Origin of the sequence: Undibacterium sp. Di27W (assembly GCF_049340345.1) — a bacterium.
In the GTDB taxonomy this organism is placed as follows: Bacteria; Pseudomonadota; Gammaproteobacteria; order Burkholderiales; family Burkholderiaceae_D; genus Undibacterium.
In genome coordinates this window covers 137,802-160,575 of the sequence record NZ_JBMPOS010000006.1, presented here as the reverse complement: position 1 = coordinate 160,575, position 22,774 = coordinate 137,802, and the positions used below count along the sequence as shown (strand labels likewise).

18 protein-coding genes are annotated in these 22,774 nt (G+C 50.6%); 7 read left to right on the top strand and 11 right to left on the bottom strand.

The genetic code is table 11. From position 1 onward, the window contains the following. Positions 1–177: 177 nt before the first annotated feature. Positions 178–1,284: a hypothetical protein gene (locus ACO0LF_RS14210; RefSeq protein WP_423014967.1), complete on the top strand. Its 1,107-nt coding sequence runs from the start codon at positions 178–180 to the stop codon at positions 1,282–1,284. Positions 1,285–1,322: 38 nt separating this feature from the next. On the opposite strand, the gene ACO0LF_RS14205 is transcribed toward ACO0LF_RS14210, so the two are convergent. The 3 genes from ACO0LF_RS14205 to ACO0LF_RS14195 form a co-directional block, all read right to left on the bottom strand. After that, positions 1,323–2,129 (bottom strand): transglutaminase family protein, encoded by an 807-nt coding sequence (locus tag ACO0LF_RS14205; protein ID WP_423014965.1) that lies wholly within the window; start codon positions 2,127–2,129, stop codon positions 1,323–1,325. 9 nt (positions 2,130–2,138) lie between these two features. Continuing rightward, positions 2,139–3,089, bottom strand: a complete 951-nt coding sequence (locus ACO0LF_RS14200) for an alpha-E domain-containing protein (protein ID WP_423014963.1) — start codon at positions 3,087–3,089, stop codon at positions 2,139–2,141. A 135-nt stretch (positions 3,090–3,224) separates the two neighbouring features. Beyond that, positions 3,225–4,679: a circularly permuted type 2 ATP-grasp protein gene (locus ACO0LF_RS14195; protein WP_423014961.1), complete on the bottom strand. Its 1,455-nt coding sequence runs from the start codon at positions 4,677–4,679 to the stop codon at positions 3,225–3,227. 159 nt (positions 4,680–4,838) lie between these two features. Between ACO0LF_RS14195 and ACO0LF_RS14190 the strand changes: the two genes are divergently transcribed. Continuing rightward, a complete protein-coding gene (locus ACO0LF_RS14190; RefSeq protein WP_423014959.1) occupies positions 4,839–5,234 on the top strand; it encodes a hypothetical protein in 396 nt (131 codons plus the stop codon). Between the two features lie 98 nt (positions 5,235–5,332). Here ACO0LF_RS14190 and ACO0LF_RS14185 read toward each other — a convergent pair whose 3' ends face one another. Further along, entirely contained in the window at positions 5,333–5,518 is a 186-nt protein-coding gene (locus tag ACO0LF_RS14185) for a nuclear transport factor 2 family protein (protein WP_423014957.1), read from the bottom strand. 296 nt (positions 5,519–5,814) lie between these two features. On the opposite strand from ACO0LF_RS14185, the gene ACO0LF_RS14180 reads away from it, so the two are divergent. Together ACO0LF_RS14180 and ACO0LF_RS14175 are read left to right on the top strand one after the other, a co-directional pair. Then, positions 5,815–6,300 (top strand): SAM-dependent methyltransferase, encoded by a 486-nt coding sequence (locus tag ACO0LF_RS14180; RefSeq protein ID WP_423014955.1) that lies wholly within the window; start codon positions 5,815–5,817, stop codon positions 6,298–6,300. Between the two features lie 185 nt (positions 6,301–6,485). Further along, complete coding sequence (locus ACO0LF_RS14175) at positions 6,486–7,361, top strand: hypothetical protein (protein WP_423014953.1); 876 nt, start codon at positions 6,486–6,488, stop codon at positions 7,359–7,361. A gap of 46 nt (positions 7,362–7,407) precedes the next feature. Here ACO0LF_RS14175 and ACO0LF_RS14170 read toward each other — a convergent pair whose 3' ends face one another. After that, positions 7,408–7,974, bottom strand: a complete 567-nt coding sequence (locus ACO0LF_RS14170) for a hypothetical protein (RefSeq protein ID WP_423014952.1) — start codon at positions 7,972–7,974, stop codon at positions 7,408–7,410. A gap of 295 nt (positions 7,975–8,269) precedes the next feature. Between ACO0LF_RS14170 and ACO0LF_RS14165 the strand changes: the two genes are divergently transcribed. Next, the gene (locus ACO0LF_RS14165; protein ID WP_423014950.1) at positions 8,270–9,358 is read left to right on the top strand and encodes a hypothetical protein; all 1,089 of its coding nucleotides are present in this window, start codon (positions 8,270–8,272) and stop codon (positions 9,356–9,358) included. Between the two features lie 310 nt (positions 9,359–9,668). Then, a complete protein-coding gene (locus ACO0LF_RS14160) occupies positions 9,669–10,844 on the top strand; it encodes a hypothetical protein (RefSeq protein ID WP_423014948.1) in 1,176 nt (391 codons plus the stop codon). A 364-nt stretch (positions 10,845–11,208) separates the two neighbouring features. Here ACO0LF_RS14160 and ACO0LF_RS14155 read toward each other — a convergent pair whose 3' ends face one another. The 6 genes from ACO0LF_RS14155 to ACO0LF_RS14130 all read right to left on the bottom strand — a co-directional run bounded on the left by ACO0LF_RS14155 (position 11,209) and on the right by ACO0LF_RS14130 (position 19,378). Next, the gene (locus tag ACO0LF_RS14155; RefSeq protein WP_423014946.1) at positions 11,209–11,955 is read right to left on the bottom strand and encodes a hypothetical protein; all 747 of its coding nucleotides are present in this window, start codon (positions 11,953–11,955) and stop codon (positions 11,209–11,211) included. A gap of 195 nt (positions 11,956–12,150) precedes the next feature. Next, positions 12,151–14,187, bottom strand: a complete 2,037-nt coding sequence (locus ACO0LF_RS14150) for a sodium:solute symporter family protein (RefSeq protein ID WP_423014944.1) — start codon at positions 14,185–14,187, stop codon at positions 12,151–12,153. Positions 14,188–14,202: 15 nt separating this feature from the next. Next, positions 14,203–14,469, bottom strand: a complete 267-nt coding sequence (locus tag ACO0LF_RS14145) for a DUF4212 domain-containing protein (RefSeq protein WP_423014942.1) — start codon at positions 14,467–14,469, stop codon at positions 14,203–14,205. Next, positions 14,466–15,998, bottom strand: coding sequence for a sensor histidine kinase N-terminal domain-containing protein (locus ACO0LF_RS14140; RefSeq protein ID WP_423014940.1), 1,533 nt, complete (start codon positions 15,996–15,998; stop codon positions 14,466–14,468). The genes ACO0LF_RS14145 and ACO0LF_RS14140 overlap by 4 nt, the downstream gene beginning before the upstream one ends. Beyond that, a complete protein-coding gene (locus ACO0LF_RS14135) occupies positions 15,995–16,714 on the bottom strand; it encodes a response regulator (RefSeq protein WP_423014938.1) in 720 nt (239 codons plus the stop codon). The genes ACO0LF_RS14140 and ACO0LF_RS14135 overlap by 4 nt, the downstream gene beginning before the upstream one ends. Before the next feature lie 279 nt (positions 16,715–16,993). After that, entirely contained in the window at positions 16,994–19,378 is a 2,385-nt protein-coding gene (locus tag ACO0LF_RS14130) for a TonB-dependent receptor domain-containing protein (RefSeq protein ID WP_423014936.1), read from the bottom strand. 418 nt (positions 19,379–19,796) lie between these two features. Between ACO0LF_RS14130 and ACO0LF_RS14125 the strand changes: the two genes are divergently transcribed. Then, the gene (locus tag ACO0LF_RS14125) at positions 19,797–22,766 is read left to right on the top strand and encodes a TonB-dependent receptor plug domain-containing protein (RefSeq protein ID WP_423014934.1); all 2,970 of its coding nucleotides are present in this window, start codon (positions 19,797–19,799) and stop codon (positions 22,764–22,766) included. Positions 22,767–22,774 lie beyond the last annotated feature (8 nt).

Sequence of the window (22,774 nt, the reverse complement as noted above, 5' to 3'; positions counted from 1 at the left end):
GCGGCGAAATACGCTTGTCATATTGGTATGCAAAGCTGCAATGAAATCTTCGTGATACTGCATGGTTTTTTCTATTTAAAAATCCCAACTTGCAAAAAAGAGCATATATTCGCTTTGTACTATGTCTTGCCTTATTTGTATTGTTTTTGTAACTGCTGGTATGTGACCAAGGGATTGATGATGCAAAAGAAATCTACACTTGTGCTTGCGCGCAAATTTTTCCAGGCAGTACAGGTAAGGCGGCAGGTTTTATTGGCTAGCCTGAGCCTGGCGGTACTGACGGCTTGCAGCGGTGGCGACACGTCTGCCGGCAGTACCGGCAGTGCCAACCCGCCGCCACCTCCTGCCGACAACAGTGCCAGCCTGAAGCTGCTACCTACCACACCGCTGTATAGTAACAAGACAGCAGGAACCTGGTTGTGGGATACCACCAGCGTGCTCAGCAATAGCAACAAGCTGACGACCGCAGATAAAACCCAGGTCAATGCCCTGATACAGTTTTGCAAAGACAAACAAGTCACAGAAGTGTACTTGCAGATCAATCGCGACATCCCTGTCAGCAAATACCAATATCTGGTCAGCACGCTCAATGCGGCAATGGTTACTATAGGCGATACCAGTACGCCTATCTCAGTGCAAGCCCTGGATGGCGCTTCTAACTGGGTAGTGGCCGCTGGTGAGGCGCGCAAGAATGCTTTCCTGGATTGGGTCTTTGCCTATCAACAAATGGCAACAGTGGCACAGCGTTTCAGCGCCATTCATTTTGATGTGGAACCCTATACCGCAGAACCGTGGAAAAGCGATCTGGCAGCAGGCGTCCTGGCGTATCAAAATTTTGTGACCAATACGAAAAACCGTATCGCCACCAAAAGTGCCAGCCTAGGATGGAATATCAACATGGTGGTGGATATCCCCTTCTGGTATGACGAACGTCAGTACAATAATAGCTATGGCAGTGGCAACCTGGCAGAATGGGTTTATCAGAACGTGCCCATCGTCGCCATCATGTCTTACCGCGATACCAGCGGCCCCATATTCGATTTCATCAAGAACGAACTTGCCTATGGTGTGACCTACAACAGGCGCACCATAGTTGGCGCAGAAACCTCTCAACAAGAACCGTCCTATGTCAGCTTCTATGAAGAAGGCGAAGCCATCATGCGTACCGAGCTCAATCGTGTGGTAACTGCCATCAGCCTCAATAGCAGTACTGCCGGAGCCCAGTATTCGTTCGGCATACATGACTACACGAACTGGAAGAGCATGCCTCTGTCACCGCGTTGATGCTTACCAAATAAAGTATGCCAGATAAAGCATGAAACTCACCTGGGTGTGACATGCACCGTCACACTCAAGGTTTCCAGTCCGCCACCGCGGCGCACCCCACGCACCGGTGCGGCTGAATCATAGTCGCGTCCTATGGCCAGACGGCAATAGGCATCTGTCATCAGCACGGCATGCGTCACATCGACGCTGACCCAGCCGCTATAGTCGCTGTCTTCTACCCAGACATCCACCCAGGCATGGCTGTCGGCATGACCAGTGGATTCAGGATCAATATAACCAGACACATAGCGCGCCGGAATACCGCGTGCATGGCAGCAGGCCAGCATGATATGGGCATGGTCCTGGCACACGCCACGGCCCAATTGCAGAGCATCGCTGGCGCTGGTCGTGACGATGGTTGCACCAGTCTGGTACTCGACTGCACCACGGATGTGCGCAGCCAGATTAAGTAGTGCAGCCGTGCTGGTCTTGCCGCTGTCAGGCAAGTGCGTCAGAGCAAAGTCCACAATTGCTGGCACTGGCTCGGTCAGCCGTGTTGGCACAGTAAATACCAGCGGTGAAAACGTGTCGGGATCGGTGATGCGCCCCTGATAAGGTGTCGTCAACTCCACCACACCCTCGGCAATGATGGCAACCTCATGATGCTGGCCAGTGATGGTCAGCGTATGCGAGGGATTGCCATAGGCATCAACAAAGGCGTGGCGCTGCCCTGCGGTTTTGATTTGCCAGGAGATCGCATGCTGGTGCTGCTCGGCACGCGGTGTCAGGCGTAATTGTTGTATGGTGTAAGTCAGCGGTGCTGAATACTTGTAGATAGTCTGGTGACGTATAAAAAGTTGCATGATATTTTCTCAGGCCGCCAGCGGGACCAGGAAATCGCGACTGACACGATTACCCAGGTCAAAAATGTTTTCCATGAAGCGCGTCAGGTTGTCATGCAAACCTTCTGCCAGGATCTCTTCTATGCGGGCAAATTGCAATTCTGCATGCAGCTTGCCAGCAAAACGTTCAGTGTCTGCTGATACATCATTGCGCACTTCCTTGAGGTTGGCGACTACCTCATCCATGCACGCCAACAAGGAACGTGGCATGTCACCCCGCAGCATCAGCAATTCTGCCACCCGTTCTGGCGTGATGACATCGCGATAGACCTTGCGGTAAATCTCAAAGCCAGAGACTGAACGCAGCAGCGCTGCCCAGTAATAAAAATCCCTTTGCAGGCTGTCATTGCCGCGCCCACTTTCCTTGGCACCATGGAATTTCACATCCAGTATCCGCGCCGTATTATCTGCGCGTTCTATGAAAGTGCCCAGGCGGATGAAGTGCACGGCTTCATCTTTCAGCATCGTGCCCAGCGTCACGCCACGCGATAAATGCGAACGGTACTTGACCCATTCAAAAAACTGGCTAGGATCGTTTTCCAGTATCGTGTCCGACAAGTTGTCCTGCATATCCAGCCAGGTGGCATTCTGGGTTTCCCATACCTCGGTTGTCAGCGTACCGCGCACGGCGCGCGCATTCTCGCGTGCTTCTTTCAGGCATGATGCAATCGACGACGGGTTCATCGGGTCCCTGACCATGAAGTCCAGCACATCCTTCTTCGTCAGCAAACCATATTGATGGTCAAAGGCAGACTGTAATTCAGAGATGCCCAGCATGGCACGCCAGCCGCGTTCAGCATCTTCGGCAGACTGCGGCAGCATCGAGGTCTGGATATTCACATCCAGCATACGGGCAGTATTTTCTGCGCGCTCGGTATAGCGCGCCATCCAGAACAAGTGATCAGCGGTACGGCTTAGCATATATTTTCTCCCAACTTAAATTTTTTCTAGGACTTACGCAAAATTGTCCCGGCAAGGCGTAGCGACGAAGACAGTACTTTAGTACGGCTAGGCGCTGCAACGCAGCTGGGGCGGTTTTGCGTAAGTCCTACTGATTTAATTTTCAAGTATCCAGGTATCTTTGGTCCCGCCACCCTGTGAAGAATTCACCACCAGCGAACCCTCCTGCAAGGCCACCCGCGTCAAACCGCCTGGCACCATGGAGATGGTCTTGCCAGACAAGACAAAGGGTCGCAAATCTATATGGCGCGGGGCGATGCCGCTTTCAACAAAGGTAGGGCAGGCCGACAATGCCAGCGTAGGCTGTGCAATATAACCATCAGGCTTGGCCAGCAAACGCTGACGAAAATCTTCTATCTGCGCCCTGGTCGAAGCCGGGCCCACCAGCATGCCATAACCACCGGCACCATGCACTTCCTTGACCACCAGCTCAGCCAGGTTCGCCAGGGTATACGACAGGTCTTCGGGTTTGCGACACTGGTAAGTCGGCACATTGTTCAAGATAGGTTCTTCTGTCAGATAAAACTTGATCATGTCCGGCACGAAAGGGTAGATGGATTTATCATCCGCAACGCCTGTCCCTATCGCATTCGCCAGCGTCACACGACCAGCGCGATACACCGACAGCAAGCCCGGCACACCCAGAGAAGAATCAGGGCGGAAAGCCAGAGGATCAAGAAAATCATCATCAATACGGCGGTAAATCACATCCACCCGCTTGGGTCCACGGGTAGTACGCATGAAGACCGCATTGTCATTTACAAACAAATCCTGGCCCTCAACCAGTTCCACCCCCATTTGCTGGGCCAGGAAGGCATGCTCAAAATATGCCGAGTTATACATGCCCGGCGTCATGACGACCACGGTAGGGTTATCCACCCCCATAGGCGCGACTGAGCGCAGGTTATCCAGCAACATGTCAGGATAATGATCTACCGGCGCAATCTTGTTACGCGCAAACAGCTCAGGAAACAGCCGCATCATCATCTTGCGGTCTTCCAGCATATAAGACACACCAGACGGCACCCGCAAGTTATCTTCCAGTACGTAGAACTCACCCTCGCCAGCACGCACAATATCCACACCCGCAATATGGGCATAAATGTCAGAAGCGACTGAAATACCCTGCATTTCAGGGCGATATTGAGCATTTTTATAGATTTGTTCAGCTGGGATAATGCCGGCCTTGATGATATTCTGGTCGTGATAAATATCATGGATGAACATATTCAGCGCCTGCACCCGCTGCGCCAGGCCCTTTTGCAACTGCGCCCATTCACCCGCATGGATAATGCGCGGGATGATATCAAACGGGATTAGCCTCTCAGTACCCGCATCATCACCATACACGGCAAAGGTAATACCCACTCGCCGAAAACTCAGGTCAGCCTCAGCCCGCTTGCGCTTCAAGCGCTCGGCAGGCTGCTGCGCCAGCCAGTTACAAAACTCACGGTAATGTTCCCGCGTCAATTCTCCGCCCGCGCCACCAAGTGCGGCGGCACCCGGTGCAGCATTATCATAGGCATGCATTTCATTGAAAAACTTGGCCATGTTCTCGTCTCGTGGTTACGGTTCCATTACAGCATATCAAGAAACGTGCCAGATAACATGGTGGTTAACCCTAGCGTGGTTTTTTTGTCGCCAAGGAGCTCAAAGTGGCCGAGCTGACAATAGTACAATACGTATTTCATCAAGGCTCTTCTGAAAATCATGGGAACATACATAAGCATCAGAGGTTGGATCGCATGTCATGAAGAGTCTATTCCACAGATCAAGGCAGTAATTTCATCCTTCATTGATAAAGCCGGGGACTACGGCTTCGATGCGCCAATCGCAGAAATGTATAACCAGGGCTGGGTAATTCCAGACACACATATCAACTGGACGCACTACATATTTTACGGTGCAGACATACGAATTCAGTGCCTCGACTACATCAGAGATCAACTGAAAACACTCTCAAAAGAAATCATTCATTCAGAAGAGTGGACGACAGACTATCTGACAGGGATATTTCACGCTGATCATGAAGCTGGCATTGAAAGTTATATCTGGAAATTATCGGATGGCGAATTCTATGAAGAAGCGAAACATGACAAATTATAGCGCCGTCACCCCCGTGATGATCAGTGAATGTATGACCTGCCCGATATTTGTGAACACGTGTTGTGCCCCTAAGCCGCTGACAATCTTCGATGCCCGGCTTAAGTGGGCTTGGTCTTGAGCATGGCTTTGGCAGCGATGCGGTCAGGAAAAATTCGAGTGATTAACTCAGTGTCGCAATACTCTTCGTATCGGGCGATCTTACCATCTCTGAAATGGATCACGAAGACATAGTCGTTGTCATATCGCTGGCCGTCAGCAAAGAAAGGGTCAGGTCTTAAATTCATACATTTTCCAAGAATAGAATTGTCGTAACGTAAGACCTGACCCCTTCTTTTCGCTCTTCGTATCGGGCGATCTTACCATCTCTGAAATGGATCACGAAGACATAGTCGTTGTCATATCGCTGGCCGTCAGCAAAGAAAGGGTCAGGTCTTAAATTCATACATTTTCCAAGAATAGAATTGTCGTAACGTAAGACCTGACCCCTTCTTTTCGTAATGCAATACCTGCATCTATATTTTTGCCGGTGACCATGAATAAGCACTAAAGACTCAATGGATTTCATAGATAGGAGAAAAGAATGTCAGTATTGAATGCTACTGTCGTGAGAATTGAGGCCATAGGCTTTGTAGAAGCGATGCGCCCTCATGCTGAGGATGACTACTGGGGTGGCGAAGAGGCATGTATCACATTAACTAAGGGTTTTACTCCTGATGCTTTAAAGGGGCTCGCAGACTTTTCTCATGCTGAAATTTTGTTCTATTTTCACGAGGTCGATGACGCAAAAATTATCTCGGGCGCACGCCATCCCAGAAACAATAATGCATGGCCTGAAGTGGGTATTTTCGCTCAGCGTGGCAAGAACCGGCCAAACAGAATCGGCAGCACCATTTGCCGTATCGTTCGAGTGGAAGGTGTAAAGGTTTTTGTTGCCGAGCTTGATGCAATCAATGGAACAGCCGTGCTGGATATTAAACCCGTCATGAGAGAATTCCTGCCGCGCCAAGAGCTTCAACAGCCAGCCTGGTCGCATCAAATAATGAGTGAATATTGGAAAAGAAAATAGTACTTGGGCGTTTTAACTCCATCATTCCATAACTCATGGACAGTTCGAATATTGTGCCTTTGGAGAGCGTGTCTGGCAAAGCCATGCCGAAAGTAGGTAGACTGAAACTAAGGCGTGATGTCGCAGAGTACCGTGTTATATTGCCGATTTGCTACATTTAACACCTTAACCATCAAGGAAACAATATGTCACTTCGTCTGCTGCAACTATTGCTGCTTGCCTGCTTCAGTTCGAACGCCATTGCCGCTCAGACAGGCGCTGATTCGACGATCTCTCGAATTGATCACATCTTGATTGAGCAGAAAACGACTGACGACTCATTCCAGCTCTTTGCGAACCAGCTTCAGGTTCCAGTCATTTGGCCAATGGTGAAATACGGGCCTTTTAGCAGTGGCGGTCTTTACTTCGGAAATGTCGTGCTTGAGTTTGGCCAGTTTGCCGCGCTAGGAGGCGTTGCACCAGAAAGCACACGCCTCGCGGGTATCGCGTTCCAACCACTTAAGTCGGCAGCCGCGAGCATGATGGAATTTGATCAGCATCAGATTGCTCATGGCCCGGCAGAACCGTTTACCACATATCGTGAGGGCAAGCCGCAGGCCTTGTGGACCAATGTCAGAATCAGCGGAATTGGACCTGCCGATTCCTGGCTGTTTGTCTGTGAGTATCACTTCGATTCGAAGCTTCGCCAGACTGCGGCACACGACGAACTACAGAAATTCAAAGGCGGACCTCTTGGTCTCCTGGGTGTGAAGGAAGTCATCATTGAGACGCCCGACTTGCAGGCAGCAAGGGCACGATGGAAGAATCTTCTTTCGTCGGCAATTGAACAAGAGGCTGGCGTATTTGCACTATCATCTGGACCCATCATCCGGCTTGCTCAAGGGAAGAGTGAAGCACTCCGTTCGTTGACGATAGAAGTGTCGTCTTTGTCACAAGCCAGGGCAGCTCTCACTGCGCAGAGCATTGCCTATGACGACAAAGGGAAGGAAATCCTCCTTGGCAATGGTAACGGTAATGGCAACACGCGCGGGCTCCCCTTTCGCCTGGTTCAGCGTGATTGATGGCTGAGCCTGTCATTGAGCGGATGTGAAGGGGCAGGGTCAAGTTTCATCGGACTCCCTGCATGGGGTCAAAGCGCCAGCCTGTCGCATCCTTCTCGAATCGCACATCACCCTTATCACCGGATTCCCATTCGGCGGAGGCGTGCGCTTTTGTCCCTTCAACCATAAGGTTTGACAGGCGAACCTTGTCAAGGTAACCCCAGACAAATGAAGAACCAACTCCATACCTTCTATGGTTCGCTTCCAGTTCTGCGGCCAAGCTACGCGAGTCATGGATTTTTGCGATTGCTGCTTTGTACGCGTCAGGGGAACTTCCCGTACTTGCAGGCCAATTGTAACGTTTAAGTATTTCTTCACAGCCAACTGACTGTTTAAGGCCTGCTGCAACTGCCTTTGGATTAGATCCGCCTAGGCAAATCATGACGGAATTTCCCAGTTCATCAAGGACGGCTTGCTCAGTCAAAGCGTCAAAGTAAGTTTTCAGATCATGATTTTTGAGTCCTGCTCGCACTGCCAGAAATGCTGCCTCCGGCGATTCGGCGCGATTTGGAATGGGCTCGCTACAGGAGCACACTGCAAGAATCATTAGTGTGAAGAGAAAAGTGTGCTTCATGAGATTTAGTGCCGAAAAGACTGGCGCATCGCGTCCGAGTCGATTGTTGAGTTATGCATCATGATTCGATCCCAGACTCGATAATACATTTGTTATTATTGCAGCATATTGCAGCTGAGCTATGAACAAGATCAATTATGTCACGCCCCAAATACCATCTTGAATGACTCAAGGTGTGGGCACTATTCGATAGAATCTGAATTTACTTTTTGTTACAATGCTGCGCATCCCCTGACTGTATGTCATTTGCTTTAGCTGATTGCGGTCATCACTCAAATTCTGATTCTCTTCCTATATGATGAAACTTAAAAGCAAGTTAGTACTGACTCTCTCGATTTTTTTATCTGCCTGTGGAGGTGGTAGTGGTGGTGGCACTGCAACTGCCGTGAGCCCTGGTACGGCTTCGGGATCGGATGGCGCCACTCAACTGGCTTGTACCAATAAATTTGGCCGCACCTGGACTGCGATCGATAATGATTCGAGTAAACCAAGGGTTGGTTATTTCAGTAATGTGGTGTACGGCAATGGTGTGTTTCTTGGTGGAATAAAAGAGTATGGATATAGTCTCTGGAGCAAAGATGGTGAAAATTGGACCATTTCTTCACCATCTGCTTACCATGGAAGCGGCGTAGTGACTTATGCGCTCGGGAAATTTATCACGCTCAACAGGGATTCATCCGGAAACTTGATAGTCTCTAGCACTACAGACGGGGCGAGCTGGGATAAGAAAATCATTGCACAAACCTCTGCAAATTCCAGCTCGACTTTACCCTCGTTTTACCCTTCCGACCTGGTCTCCGGAAATGGCAGGCTTATTGTTGTTGGTAGCAACAACAAAATTATCTGGACTACAGATAGCCAGACATGGAATCTTGCCGCGAATATCAATGATCTGAAAGTTGCAAAAGATTACGATTTTAATTGGGCGGCTTTTGCTAAAGGAAAATTCTATACCACCACAAGTGCAGATCCGCGAATGCTATATGTCAGTACGGATGGCAATATCTGGCAGGCACAGAAAATTAGTGGCGACGGCGTTTTCCCTACAGCTGTTATTACAGGGATGCAGTATCTCAATGGGCTATATATTGCCGTGGATGCCAATGGCGTGATCGCCAACAGCAGCGATAGCGTCAACTGGAAAACTGTTCTCAGGGGGAATATGAGTCCCATCATTTATGGGAATCAACTGGTGATAGGTGCCGGACAGGTGATGACTATCGATTACCAGAAGAGTTACGATTATGCAGAGGTCGCGTATAGCTGTGATGGTGTGACTTGGGCAAAAACAAAATTTGAATCCGGTAACTTTATTAACACGGTTGCCATTGGTGATAACGTGGCAGTAAGAGCTGGTGTCAGAGCATCTTTCTCCAAATTCTGATTCATGTTTGCAGTACTTTGCACGCCTCTTATTCACAGGGGTGTGCAATTAGTTTCAGCAGCATGTAATTAAAGCCTTGCGTTGGAGTATTTAAAAAACTCATTTTGAATAGTGCAGTGGTACAGAGACCTCTGGATTCCCAAGCTTGCGGACGATAAGGCGCCGCTACATCATCAACATCCCGGCAATGTGTGGTATTGCTCAATTGCGATGCGGTTAATACGATAGTGACGCATGAAATAGATACTGGCCTCCTTGTTGCGCTGCAATTAAAATTCGATAATAAGAGTGTAGATTAATTTATTTTTGTATGAAAAAATTCTATCCGCGGCGAAAATATAGTGTAAGAACAGGCTTACGCAGTCTCCATTTTCTGCTTGCACTTTTTCTCCTGCTGCCATGTCACTCTTATGCTGAAGCTGAGGAGAAAACTGAGATTCACGCTGAGAGTCAAGCTGGTGGCGGTGTGAGAATGTGGGAAGTGACAGGCATCGCCAAAGATGGGAAATATCTCAGTTTTCATATCCTTGGCGTGACACATAATGGCCTGGAGGTGGAATATGATGATTATTTTTTCAAAAAAGTTTTGCCTGTTTTTTCCAGAGCAAGTGCCTTGTCCGCCGAGCTGGCACCATTATTACCTAACATGGCAGGAGAATGTCCTGTCCCGTTGGCGCCGACCATGGCAAACAAGGAAATGATACAGGCAGCGCGTGAACAGATACGTAGTGTTCTGCAAGCAATGTTTGATCGTTCACCCAAGGCTGTCATTCCTGGAGCCACGCAAGCAGAGCAGGAAGCAATAGATCAGATGGTGAAAAGTAATAAGGCTGCTCACGCTAAGCAGTTGGCCGAAAGCTATTCAGAATATGGTCTCGTCGTCGCTATGAATACTTACTTTCAAGCGCAGAAAAATGGCAGTGCATTGTATAAACCCGAGTCTAAAAATAAACTGGAAGCTCTGATACAACAGGCAAAAAAAGAAACAGGTTTTACAGATGAGATTTCCATACGCCCAGATCTGGTGGACTATTTCAGAACACATTATCCGCAAATAAAAGTGGAGTCCATTGATGCACCACAAGACGTGGTTGATGCATATTGCAATTCTCGGCCACACCGGGAACTGGAATTTCAACATCATTTACAGAGATGGGCATTCAATGATAGTGAGGCCGAGGTTCTTCAGATGCTCAAGGACAGGCTTCAATTCAATAGAGATTTAAAAAAATCCATAGAAAATGGAAAGATGGCTGATACCTTGTCCCCGTTTTCCATGGAATCGCAAACCGGGGTGATTTGTACGCGTAACCCGCGCTGGCTCAAGAAAATGCTGGCATCAAGTCTGGATAGCCAAAATAAGTTCTATGCGCTGGGCCTGGCGCACTTGCTACCCCGGGAAGATGGGCGCAACCAGTGTGACACTCTATTAACCATGCTCAAAAAAGAAGGCATGTCCGTGAAGCCGGTGTCTCCCACACCATGAAACCTGGTGACACAGTCATGATGCGCACGTCGCCAGGATATGTATATAGAGTGTTTTCCAAGACTGCCGCTCAACCCCCAAGTACAGCGTTTTCTGACTTGGCCTGAGTGTGAAAAACTGACCACCAGCATCGTGCCCGGCAGGTGATGACTATCGATTACCAGAAGGGGAAATTCTCAGAGGTCGCGTATAGCTGCGGTGGCGCGACTTGGGGAAAATTAAAAATTAGTCCCGGCAGCTTTATCAACACGATTGCCATTGGTGATAAGGTCGCAGTGAAAGCAGGTAGCTCACCTGGTTTCAAAAGGACGCAATAAAGCCTTGCGTGCTATGTACTGGCATTAAGTAAATATACGGCTTGCTGCTATTTGGCTGGACATACATCGGGATTTTTTTTGCATACTCGCGGGTTTGATAAATCAACATACCGCGTCTTGAATTGTTGATAGCGTTTGCCATCGTACTGATAATTTGCCGCAGAATAATAGCCTGCAGTCTCGCTCGTGATTTCCAGATTTTTTAGCATATGCGATTTCTTCCCTTTGAGACTCAGCGTCTGACCGCCACTGTTGAGCACCACCCGGTAAGCATTGCCTTCATGTTTCAAAACCCAGATCACCGCTGTGGCAGCACCCCATGCACAACCATCGGCTGTTTTTGCGACCCAGTCTGATTTCTGTGTGTCGCCACTAAGAGCTATCGCGCTGCCTATGAAGCCGCCATCGGCACAGTCGCGGTAATCAGTGGTTTTTGCATGGGCTCTTACTGCATTTAATGCGGTAGGAGGTAGCTGGGATAAGCTGTCGTCTTCAATATTGAATTCTTGCGAAAAAGCCGGGTTGACCATGCACGACAAGCAGATTGATGAGGTCAGAAAAATTTTGTAAAAGGCAGTCATTTTCAGATAATTCTTCCCTTGAGTAAGACCCACAGTCAGTCCGGGGTATTTAAAAAAACGCATTTTGAATAGCGTAGCACTACAGAGATTTCTGGATTTCCAAGCTTGTGGTCGAATACGCGCCGCTACATCATAAGCATCCCGGCACTGCGTGGTATTCCATACATGAGCGGGTCTGTGTCTACTGAATTTTGTTTCAGCCCATTGTGTCATGAATGGCAAATCTGATCAAATTTATCACTCATCACTCACTGGGCTTGCTGATCAAGGCCTGCTTCCATGCTAGGGCTTCGCGGCTGAAGCCGCTCCTACAGGTAGGCTCTCAGTGCATCATGTATCACATCTGCAAAGTGGGGTAGTCTGAATAAATTTGCAGGGTGCAGGCTTGCCTCATCTTGCAAAGGCTGCTTAAGGCTGTCGCACAAAATCCACCAGGTCCAGCGTTTTCTGATCTGGCCCGGGGGTAAAAAAACTGACTACCAGCATGGTGATAAAGCCTGCAGGCACGCCGAATACACCAGCCGAGATGGGGGCGATGCTGAACCACTGGTTGGCGGGAGTGCCGCCGAACAGGGGGTGGGTATATAGCATGTAGAACACGCAGATGACAAAACCGCAAACCATGCCGCAAATGGCACCCTGGCGATTGGCGCGTTTCCAGAAGATGCCCAGCACCAAGGCCGGGAACAGCGTCGATGCAGCGACCGAAAATGCCGTCCCCACCAGCGACAAGATATCCGCAGGCTTGAGCGAGGCGACATAGGCGGCGATCAGGGCGACGACCAGCAGCAGCAATTTGGAAATGGTCACGCGTTTTTGTGTCGAGGCTTGCGGGTCTATGATTTTGTAGTAGATGTCGTGTGACAGTGAGTTGGATATTGTCAGCAGCAAACCATCGGCAGTCGATAGTGCCGCGGCCAGGCCACCGGCAGCCACCAGGGCGGAGATGACATAGGGCAGGCCAGCGATTTCTGGCGTCGCCAGCACCACGATGTCGCCATCGAGCACAATCTCAGCCAATTGGACTATGCCATCATGGTTGATATCGGTGATCGTGACCAGCGGGTTATTGCGGTCTATATTGGCCCAGTAAGTGACCCAGGCCGGTAGCTTGGAAAATTCGCTGCCCACCAGCGAATTGTAGATATCGTACTTAACCAGAATCGCCAGTGCCGGGATGGTGATGTACAACAGCATGATGAAGAACAGTGACCAGAAGACCGAGTCGCGGCTTTCCTTCACGGTGGGCGTAGTGTAGTAACGCACCAGTACATGGGGCAGGGCAGCCGTACCCATCATCAGGCATAACACCAGGGCCATGAAGTTGTTGCGTTTGTTGTCGGATTCTTTTTTATCCCTGGCGGCATAGGGCGTGTATTTGGAAAAACCAGGTTGCGCCTTGGCCAGATAGGCATTGCGGATATCGTTCCAGCGCAGCTGTGCTTCATAGGCGGATTTTGGGTAATTGCTGAGCACCCGGCCTGCTGCCTTGATATCGAGCAAAGAGGCATTGCCTGATTTTAATTCTTCCAGTTTTTGCTGTAGTTCATACCGGCCATCTTCCCAGGACTGCGGCAATTGCTGTATCTTGATTTGCAATTCATCGGCGCGCTGGCGGTAGATGGCCCGGACTTCTTGCTCCCTCGGATCTGCCTCAAAACTTTTTTCCTTGCTGACCAGCGCAGGCAGCACGGCACCATAAGATAATGGTGCCACCGGATTATTGGTATGCTTGATCGATAGCCAGGCCACCGGTATCAGGAAGGCGATGATGATAATGATGTATTGTGCCACCTGGGTCCAGGTTACTGCACGCATGCCGCCAAGGAAAGAGCATACCAAAATGCTGGCCAGGCCCAGGAAAATGCCGACAGAAAAATCCACGCCAGTAAAACGCGAAGTGATCAGGCCCACGCCGTAAATCTGCGCGACTACATAGATGAAGGAGATAAACACGGTGGCAAAAACGGCCAGTATCCTGACTATATTATTTTCTGGTGCACCGGCAAAACGCGCACCCAAAAAATCAGGGATAGTGTATTGCCCGAACTTGCGCAGATAGGGGGCAATCAGCATGGCGACCAGGCAAAAGCCACCAGTCCAGCCTATGATGTAGGCCAGGCCATCAAAGCCCTGCAAATACAGGCCGCCAGCCAGGCTCAAAAAGCTGGCGGCAGACATCCAGTCTGCTGCGGTGGCCATGCCATTGAAGATAGCGGGCACGCGCCGCCCGGCTACATAGTATTCGCTGATGTCCGAGGTGCGGCTGAGCACGCCTATGCCTGCATACAGCACGATGGTGGCGAACATGAACAGATAACCTATCCAGGCCCGCGGCACGCCTTCTTTTTCCAGGATCGCCAGGCTGATGAGGAAGACAATAAACAGCAGGGTGTACCACAGGTAATAACGTGTCAGTCTTTGGGTAAAGCTTTTTTGTCCCATATGCTTAGTTTCCTGTCAGTTTTCTGTTTGCTTGCGGCTAATCCAGTGCATGCCCAGAGAATAGATGGCCAGTATCATGACAAAGCTCAGTGTCAAACCCTGGGCTGCCATGTAGAAAGAGAAAGGCCAGCCAAAAAAAGTCAGTGCCGATAATTCTCGCGCGAAAAACAATACGCCAAAACACAGCAGCCCCCAGCAGCAGAGCAGGGTCATGGTCAGTCTTTTGGTCTGACGCCAGTATTGTTTGCCGACGCTGCCACTAGTCTCAGGTAGCTGGCTCATGACAGCCCTTCCATGGCAAGTTCATCATAGGGATTCAACTGAAAAGAGATGCGAAATATACAGCCAGGATAAGCCGGGTCTTGCGGCTGGGGATTGTCGACTATCTGTATGCGGGCTTCATGCTGGCTGGCGATTTCGCGCACGATGGCCAGGCCCAGGCCACTGCCCTGCACATTGCTGCCCAGGATGCGATAAAAACGTTCAAACACATGTTCTCTTTCTGCCAGTGCTATGCCGGGGCCATTGTCTTCTACTTCCACAATGGCCAGCGCCTGGTCGTGGTCTATGCGCACGCGTACAGTCACGCTATGCTCTTGCGGGGTATAGCGCAGGGCATTGTCGATGAGGTTGCTGAGCATCTCACGCAACATCAGGGGGCTGCCAAAGACCAGCACGGCATTTTTATCCTGTTCAAAGCCCAGGTCGATTTTTTTGGCGAAGGAGGCTGGTATCCAGTCTTGCACGACATTGCGCGCCAGGATGTTGAGGTCGATTTGCTCGCGCGGCTGGTTGGTGGGCGCCAGATTTTCTGCGCGGGCCAGTGTCAACAACTGGTTGACCAGGCGGGTGGCAGCTTCTGAACTGGTGGCCAGTTGCGTCAGTGATTGATGTATTTCTTGCTGATCAGTCTGGCGCAAGGCCAGTTCAGATTGCATGCGCATGCCAGCCAGCGGTGTCTTCATCTGATGGGCAGCATCGGCGATAAAGCGTTTTTGGATGGCAATGGTTTGCGCCAGCCGCGCCAGCATTTCATTGAGTGATGTGACCAGGGGCGTGATTTCTTCCGGTACATGGCGCGAATCTATAGGGCTTAAGTCATCTGGCCGGCGTGCCCGTATTCTCTGCTGCAATTCTGCCAGCGGCGACAGGCCGCGACTCAGCGCAAACCAGACCAGGGCCAGGGCGATAGGCAAAATGATGAATTGCGGTAGTATCACACCCTTGATGATTTCATTGGCCAGCAGGGCACGTTTTTCCAGAGTCTCGGCGACTTGCACCAGGGCCAGATGCGGGTCTTTATTGGGGCCGCGATGACTGGTCTTGTTGAGGTCGATATAGCTATAGGCAATACGTATATCGATACCGCGCAGGACGGCATTCCTGAATTGTACCGTGCCTATCGGCGGTCTTTCATCGTCCAGCGGCATGGGCAAGTCACGGTCGCCATCAATGATTTCATTCTTGGTGACCTTGATCTGGAAATAGATATTATCAAGGTCATCAGCCCGCAAAATATCACGCGCTGGATTGCTGAGCTGGGTAACGACCTTGCCGTCTATCTCTTTGACTTGCTGTGACAATACCAGGACATTGTCTTCCAGCGCGCGGTCAAAAGGTTGGTTGGCAATAGACTTGGCCACCAGATACGTGATGGCGATGCTCATGGGCCAGAGCAAGAGCAGGGGGGCCAGCATCCAGTCGAGGATTTCTCCAAACAAAGAGCGCTGGATTTTTTCTTCAGGCTGCTTGCCTGCCGTGCCGCCAGGCGTGGCTGTGTCGCTGGTAGCGCTGCCTGGCTGTTCACTCATTTTTGTTCAGGGTTTGCGGGTGCTGCCGCTGTTGCTACAGTAGCAGGAATAAAGAATTTTTCCAGGCAATAACCCAGACCGCGTACGGTGGCGATACGCACGCCATCGACTTCTATTTTCTTGCGCAGGCGGTGTACATACACTTCAATGGCATTGTTGCTGACTTCTTCCCCCCATTCACAGAGGTGATCAACCAATTGTTCCTTGGAGACCAGCCGCCCGGTACGTTGCAAGAGCACTTCCAGCAAGCCCAGTTCACGCGCAGACAAGTCCAGCATTTGCTCATGGATATAGGCAATGCGCCCGACCTGGTCATAAGTCAGTGGCCCATGCTTGATGACAGTCGGGCCGCCACCAGCGCCCCGGCGCGTCAGGGCCCGCACCCTGGCTTCCAGTTCAGACAGGGCAAAGGGCTTGGCCATATAATCATCCGCCCCCAGGTCCAGGCCTTTGACTCTTTGCTCTACGGAATCTGCTGCCGTCAGGATCAGGACAGGCAGGTGGGAATTGCGCGCCCGCAAGCGGCGCAAGACTTCCGGGCCGCTGAGCTTGGGCAAGCCCAGGTCCAGTATCAGCAAATCAAAATCCTGGGTCGTCAGCGCTGTGTCAGCCGCTTCGCCATCGTTGACGCAATCGGTGGCATAACCGGATTGGCGCAGCGAACGGGTCAAACCGTCAGCCAGGACACTATCGTCTTCCGCTAGCAAAATACGCATGATGTTTTGTCTCTTGTTTTTTCTTTTGGTAATGGCAATGGCCCGAAAGGCAAGCAGGTCTGCTCTTGCTGCATTGTCACCAAAGAAACAGATGCGCTACCAGTCAGTTCAAGATGTCACTTTCGGGCATATATACATTTGATCTATGTCAAATTTCCACTACATCCCGGCACGAAGAGGGATGTAGCGATGGCATAACTGTAACCTAAAACCAGGCTTTGCTCGCTGTAAGATCGCGCTGAATCAGCAAAGCCCTCAGCTTATTTGTTACATTTCTTGTCAGCCTCGCGCTGGACGAGAATTGCCACTACCCGTGTTGGCACCACCAAAGCGATAAGAAAAACCTATGTAGATCAGGCGACCATCATAACGGCGGATACTGCGCTCTCTTAATATATCGGTATCAACCTGGGTTTCAGTCTTGTTGGAATTGAAAATATCGGTCACATTCATGACCAGGTTCAGGCTCTTGCTGATGTTATGGCGATAACTGAAATTAGCCGTGGAATTGGGCTGGCGATATCCTTCGCCAGAGACGGTGCGGCCCTGGGTATTGATGCTCAGTTGCAGGTGGTCATCATCCGTCAGTTGATAATTGAAGCGGCCGCGCACGCTCAGGGAGTTAGCCGGGCGGCGCACTTCTTGCCCGGCGGTGTTGACATAAGTCTGCTCGCCAAACAAAAGATTGCCACTGGTATTGATGGAAAACTTGGGCGTGACCTTGCCACTGAGGGTGAATTCCAGCCCGCTGGTATGACTGCCACCACCATTTTCCGGCGTGGTCAGCAAGATGCCGTCACTGAGGAAGTAGCGGTGATACACGATGGCATCGCTTTCCTTGCGATAATAACCACGGATATTCATGTCCAGCTTGGCTACCCTGGTTTCATAGGCAAGTTCAAAAGAATCAGTCTGGGTCGGTTTCAGTTTTGGGTTGCCACTCGATTCATTCAAATCATCGCGATATACCTTGAAGGGGTTCAGTTCGCTGGCACTGGCACGGCGTATGCGGTGGGCATAGCTGAAACGCAGGGTAGTATCTTCGCTTGCTTTATAACTGGCAAAAAAACTGGGGATATAACTGATGTAGTGATTGGTGGCTTCAACATTGGCGCTCTGTTGCTGGATATCGATATGGGTGTACTCGGTTCGCAAACCTGCCAGCACACCCCAGTTTTCATCCAGCCGCAACTGGTAAGAACCATATAACGCCAGATTGCCTTCATCCAGGCTGTAGCGATTGCTTCTGTCCTTGTTGATGACTGGCACGCTATTGACGGGGTTGATATCAAAGTAGCCGGTATCAAAATCACTTTTATTATCAGCGATTTTATAACCGAGCTTGATCAGGCCATCATGATGCGGGCGCTCATAGTCGCCGGTGAAATCGACTAACTTCACGCTGGTTTTATTATCTTGCAGGCTGTATTTGTCAGACAAAAAACCAGGAGCGACGGCGTATACATTGGCATAATTATTCTGACTGGCATTCTCGGATGAAGATACCCGTAAATCCAGTTTCAGGGTTTCACCATTGAGATCGCCCTTGTGATCATAGCGGCCACCCCAGCTGTAATTGCTGCTGTCACCCTTGCGCAGGCCAGTGCGTACATAGTCACTGAGCAAGGTATTTGCCTGGTCATAGGTCTGGTAATGGTTTTCGGATTGCTGATCATTGTTCCGAATGGAATAGGCAAAGCTGGCAGCCAGCGTATCTTTTGCGCCCAGGTTATAACTCAGCGTTGCATTCAGACACGAGGAATTATTCAAGCCCTTTGCGGTCGAGGTCTGGCTGTCATGTGTGAGCGTGTCCAGACGATCACGGCTGACATCGCCTACCGAATTGCGGCCATCATGGCGCACATTGACGCCGCCTTGTATGCCAAATGCCCCTTCATGATAGCTGCCCGAGAAAGCACTATTGTAACGACCGGCTGAACCACCATTGGCATTGATGACACCAAAACCACCAGGCTGGCGCGTGCGGCGCATGACCAGGTTGAGGATGGGCCCACCACCGGCCTCATTGCCAAACTGCGCACCGGGATTATTGATGACTTCGACAGATTCAATATCATGCGAAGGCATGGCCAGCAGCGTGGCACCGCGGTTATCCCCCTGCAACATGGCAGATGGCTTGCCATCGATCAGTATCTGCACCTTGGTGCTGCCACGCAGGCTGACCGTGCCGTCAGGATCGACATTCACCGAGGGTATATTATTCAAGGCATCGGCTGCCGTGCCATTGCTGCTGTTGACATCGGATTTGACATCATAGACCTGGCGGTCTATGCGATTGCTGGGGCGCTCGGCAGTGACCGTGACTGTGGATGCATCGACTTCTGGCGTCGTGTCTGGCTTGACTTCGGCCTTGACGTCGGGCTTGGCATCTGGCTTATTTTCAGGCTTGGTTTCAGTTTTGGTTGCAGGTTTATTGTCAGACTTGCCATCAAGCTTTTTCTCTGCTTTGCTTTCTGGTTTGGTCGCCGCATCCGGTTTGGCCGGTGTTGTCACTACTTGTGCTGACACAGTATGCACCCATAGTGCTTCGCTCAATAAGCTAGCCAGCAAGAGCGCGCGCAAGAGCCGCGGATGTTGTCGCTGGTTTTTTGGGGATATTGTGGTCAAAGCCATCGCCGGATTATTTCTTTTGTGCTGAGTCATAAATTTACTTGAGGGAGCTGCTTGGCGACGGCTGGAGCATCAAAGGCCAGAATTTTACCGTAGTTCAAAAAACCTCTTTTGTGGAGCGGCGCTTTTTATTCACTCCGTTACAAATAAACACAGGCAAACACTGGTCACCATCAAATTTAGCTAAACGAGAAGTTAAAAATATGTCGATGGCGTGACATCCATATACAACTTAGACTTTTTCATGTCGAATCAAAAAAGCTTGTGTGCCTTGCTCCATAAGAGTCAGCCAGACACCTGAATGATTTTGACGAGCAAAATAAATTCAGAATTCCCGACTTGCAAAAAAATAGAAGCACAAGCATGCGCGATAGCAGCATGCCAGGACCGCTCACGTCTGTAACTCGGGTAAGTCAGCCAAACAGAGACCAGGACCATGCAAAATAGAAAAATGAAAATACGTGAGACCGTAATGACGCGCGCGCTTTGCCTCGCTTTTGGCAGCATGATGCTGCCTGTTGCTGTGCAGGCTCAGGACAATACGCCAGAAGCCGAAAAAAGCCAGCAAAGGGTGGAAATTACCGGCAGCAGCATCAAGCGCATAGACAGGGAACAGGCGTCACCCATACAGATCGTCAAGCGTGATCAGATAGAGCAAATGGGTGCCAGCACCCTGCAACAAGTGCTGGCCAATATCAGTGCCAATGTACCTGACCTGAAAGATTCGCAAAGCCTGTTCACCGGCATGGATGGTGCATCCTCCGCCAATTTGCGCGGCCTGGGCACGCAAGCCACCCTGGTCTTGTTGAACGGCCGCCGCTTGTCCAGCTATGGCGCAACCTATGGTTTCCAGTACCAGTTCGTGAACATCGATTCCATCCCTGTTGATGCGATAGAGAGGGTAGAGATACTGGCCGATGGTGCATCCGCAATTTATGGTTCTGATGCGATAGCTGGGGTCATCAATGTCATCACCAAGACCAATTACCGTGGTCTGGATGTGCGCGTGAATGGGCAAAAATCCATGCAAACCAAAAGCAATGGTGAATATGGTGCCGCCATCACCTATGGTTTTGGTGACCTGGAAAAAGATAAATTCAATGTCTTTGGCACACTCAGTTATTACCAGCGTGATGCCGTTTACCTGCCCCAGATATTGTCATCCATACCGGATGATTACTACAAATACCATCCCAGCTTTTTGACCAATATGCGCATCGCCGAAGGCAGCGGCCCGGGCGTGCTCAACCCCGGCACCCTGTTTGCCTTCAGCAATGTAGGTACCAACCGCGCACCGGCCCAGGGTTGCCCCACCCCTTTGTCACTGAAGGCAGATGGCAGCAATACTACCTGCGCTTTAAATACCCTGAACCTTGGTAAATTCTGGGTGCCTTCATCCAAGCGCACCAATGGCTTCATCAGCGCCCATTATGATATCAATGATAATGTGCAAGCCTTTGCCGAACTGGCTATCACCCACATCGACCTCAGTACTGATGTAGGTCCGCCCAATTTCAGCAGCGGTGATTATCCTTCCTGGTATGCGCGTAATACCGGCGTCAAGCTCAATACTCTGACCTTCCCTTATCTGTCGGCTAAGAACCCTTACAACACTTTACCTGCAAAATTGCAGGGCAATATGGGCGGCGTTGCTGGTATTTCTTACCGCTTTCTCGATGCCGCAGGCCTGGCCAAACAAAGCACGGTCGACGATGAATTCCGCCTCGTCACTGGTTTGAAAGGTAATACTGGTCGCTGGGACTGGGAAACCGCACTGACCCTGGCAGAAACCCATAGCGTCATGAACCAGCGTGGCAGTAACCCCAGCGTCAGTGGTTTGCTGGCAGCCTTTGGTCCTTACACTACCGACCCCAAAACTGGTTACACCATCATGAGTGATAATCCAGCCTATAAATTTGGTGTCGACAATGCCAGCAACCGTTCCCTGCTGGAAAAAATGTACCCGAATGTGCAATACCCATCCTGGGATAAGGTTGCCAACCTGGACGCCAAAATCTCAGGCAAGATCGCCACCCTGCCTGCAGGGGACTTGATGATGGCCGCTGGCTTCAACCTCAACTATGAAAACTATTCCAGCCCTGGCGACACGGCAGCTGCGAATGGCGATATCTGGTGGCAGGGTGGCTCCTGGTTCAAGGGACAGCGCACCAGCCAGGCCTTGTTCGCCGAATTTCTGGCACCCATCACCAAGAGCATAGAAGCCGACTTTGCCATCCGTGACGACAAATATCCCGGCTTTGACAATAACATCGTGCCTAAGGTCGGCTTGAAAATACAAGCCCTGGATAGCTTGCTGGTACGCGGCACTTACTCAGAAGGCTTCCGCGCCCCCAGCCTGGCAGAATCAGGCACGGGCGGTATCTATGCCGTGAGCCAGGTACAAGACCCCATACGCTGTGCGCAAACCAATGCGATTGCCGACGTACTCATGAAATCGGCCAATGCCAGTGATGTGACTACTGGCAAGAACTTGCTGAACTCGGAATGCAGTGCCTACAACATAGGCGGCGTCACCAGCCCCAACTCAAAACTGATGCCAGAAAAAGCCAGGATATCTACTATCGGCTTTGTCTTCCAGCCGACCAAGGACTTTGATATTTCTGCGGACTATTATTTCATCAATCGCAAAAATGAAATTATCCCGGAAAACTATAATCAATTGCTGGAACGCGCCATCGCCAAGTTTGGTCCTGACATAGCCGACGTACCTGGCGTCATGCTGCGTACCCCTGTCTCGCCACAGGACAAGGCCAACCAGGGCCAGGCTGCCGCAGTGTGTGCTGCCAATCCTAGCTTGTGCAGCAAACTGCCGGTGTATACCGTTGGCCAGGTGGGCGGCATGATAGGCAGCTATATCAACCAGTCACAAACCCTGGTCGATGGTTTTGATGTGAATGCCAATGCCCGCTTCGGCCTGGGTGAATATGGCCGCCTCAACCTCGGCCTGCAAACCACCATCGCCCGCCGTTTTATCGTCAAGGGTGCTGATGGTGAATGGCAAGATAATTCTGTCGGTGCCTATAACAACCCGCGCATCACTGGCCGTTTCTCGGCCCTGTGGAATTACGGCCAGTGGGACCTGGCCCTGGCCGCCAACTATACCGGCCCGCAAAGACTGCAGGGCGTGGGCGGCTGGTATGACCCCTCCTATGATCAGGAATCATGCGAAACCCGCCTGGATACGCCCAAGTCTTTATGCAGCAAGGGCATCGCTGCCATCACGACCTGGACCAGTAATATTTCATGGCGGCCAAGAAAGGATATGAAGCTGGATTTGAATATCCAGAATCTGTTCAATCACAAGCCAGAGTATGATCCGCGCGGGAATTATGGGGTCAATAACTATGATAATTTTTTGGGGAGGATAGTGAAGCTGTCGTTTAATTATCAGTTTAAGTGAGGACGTGT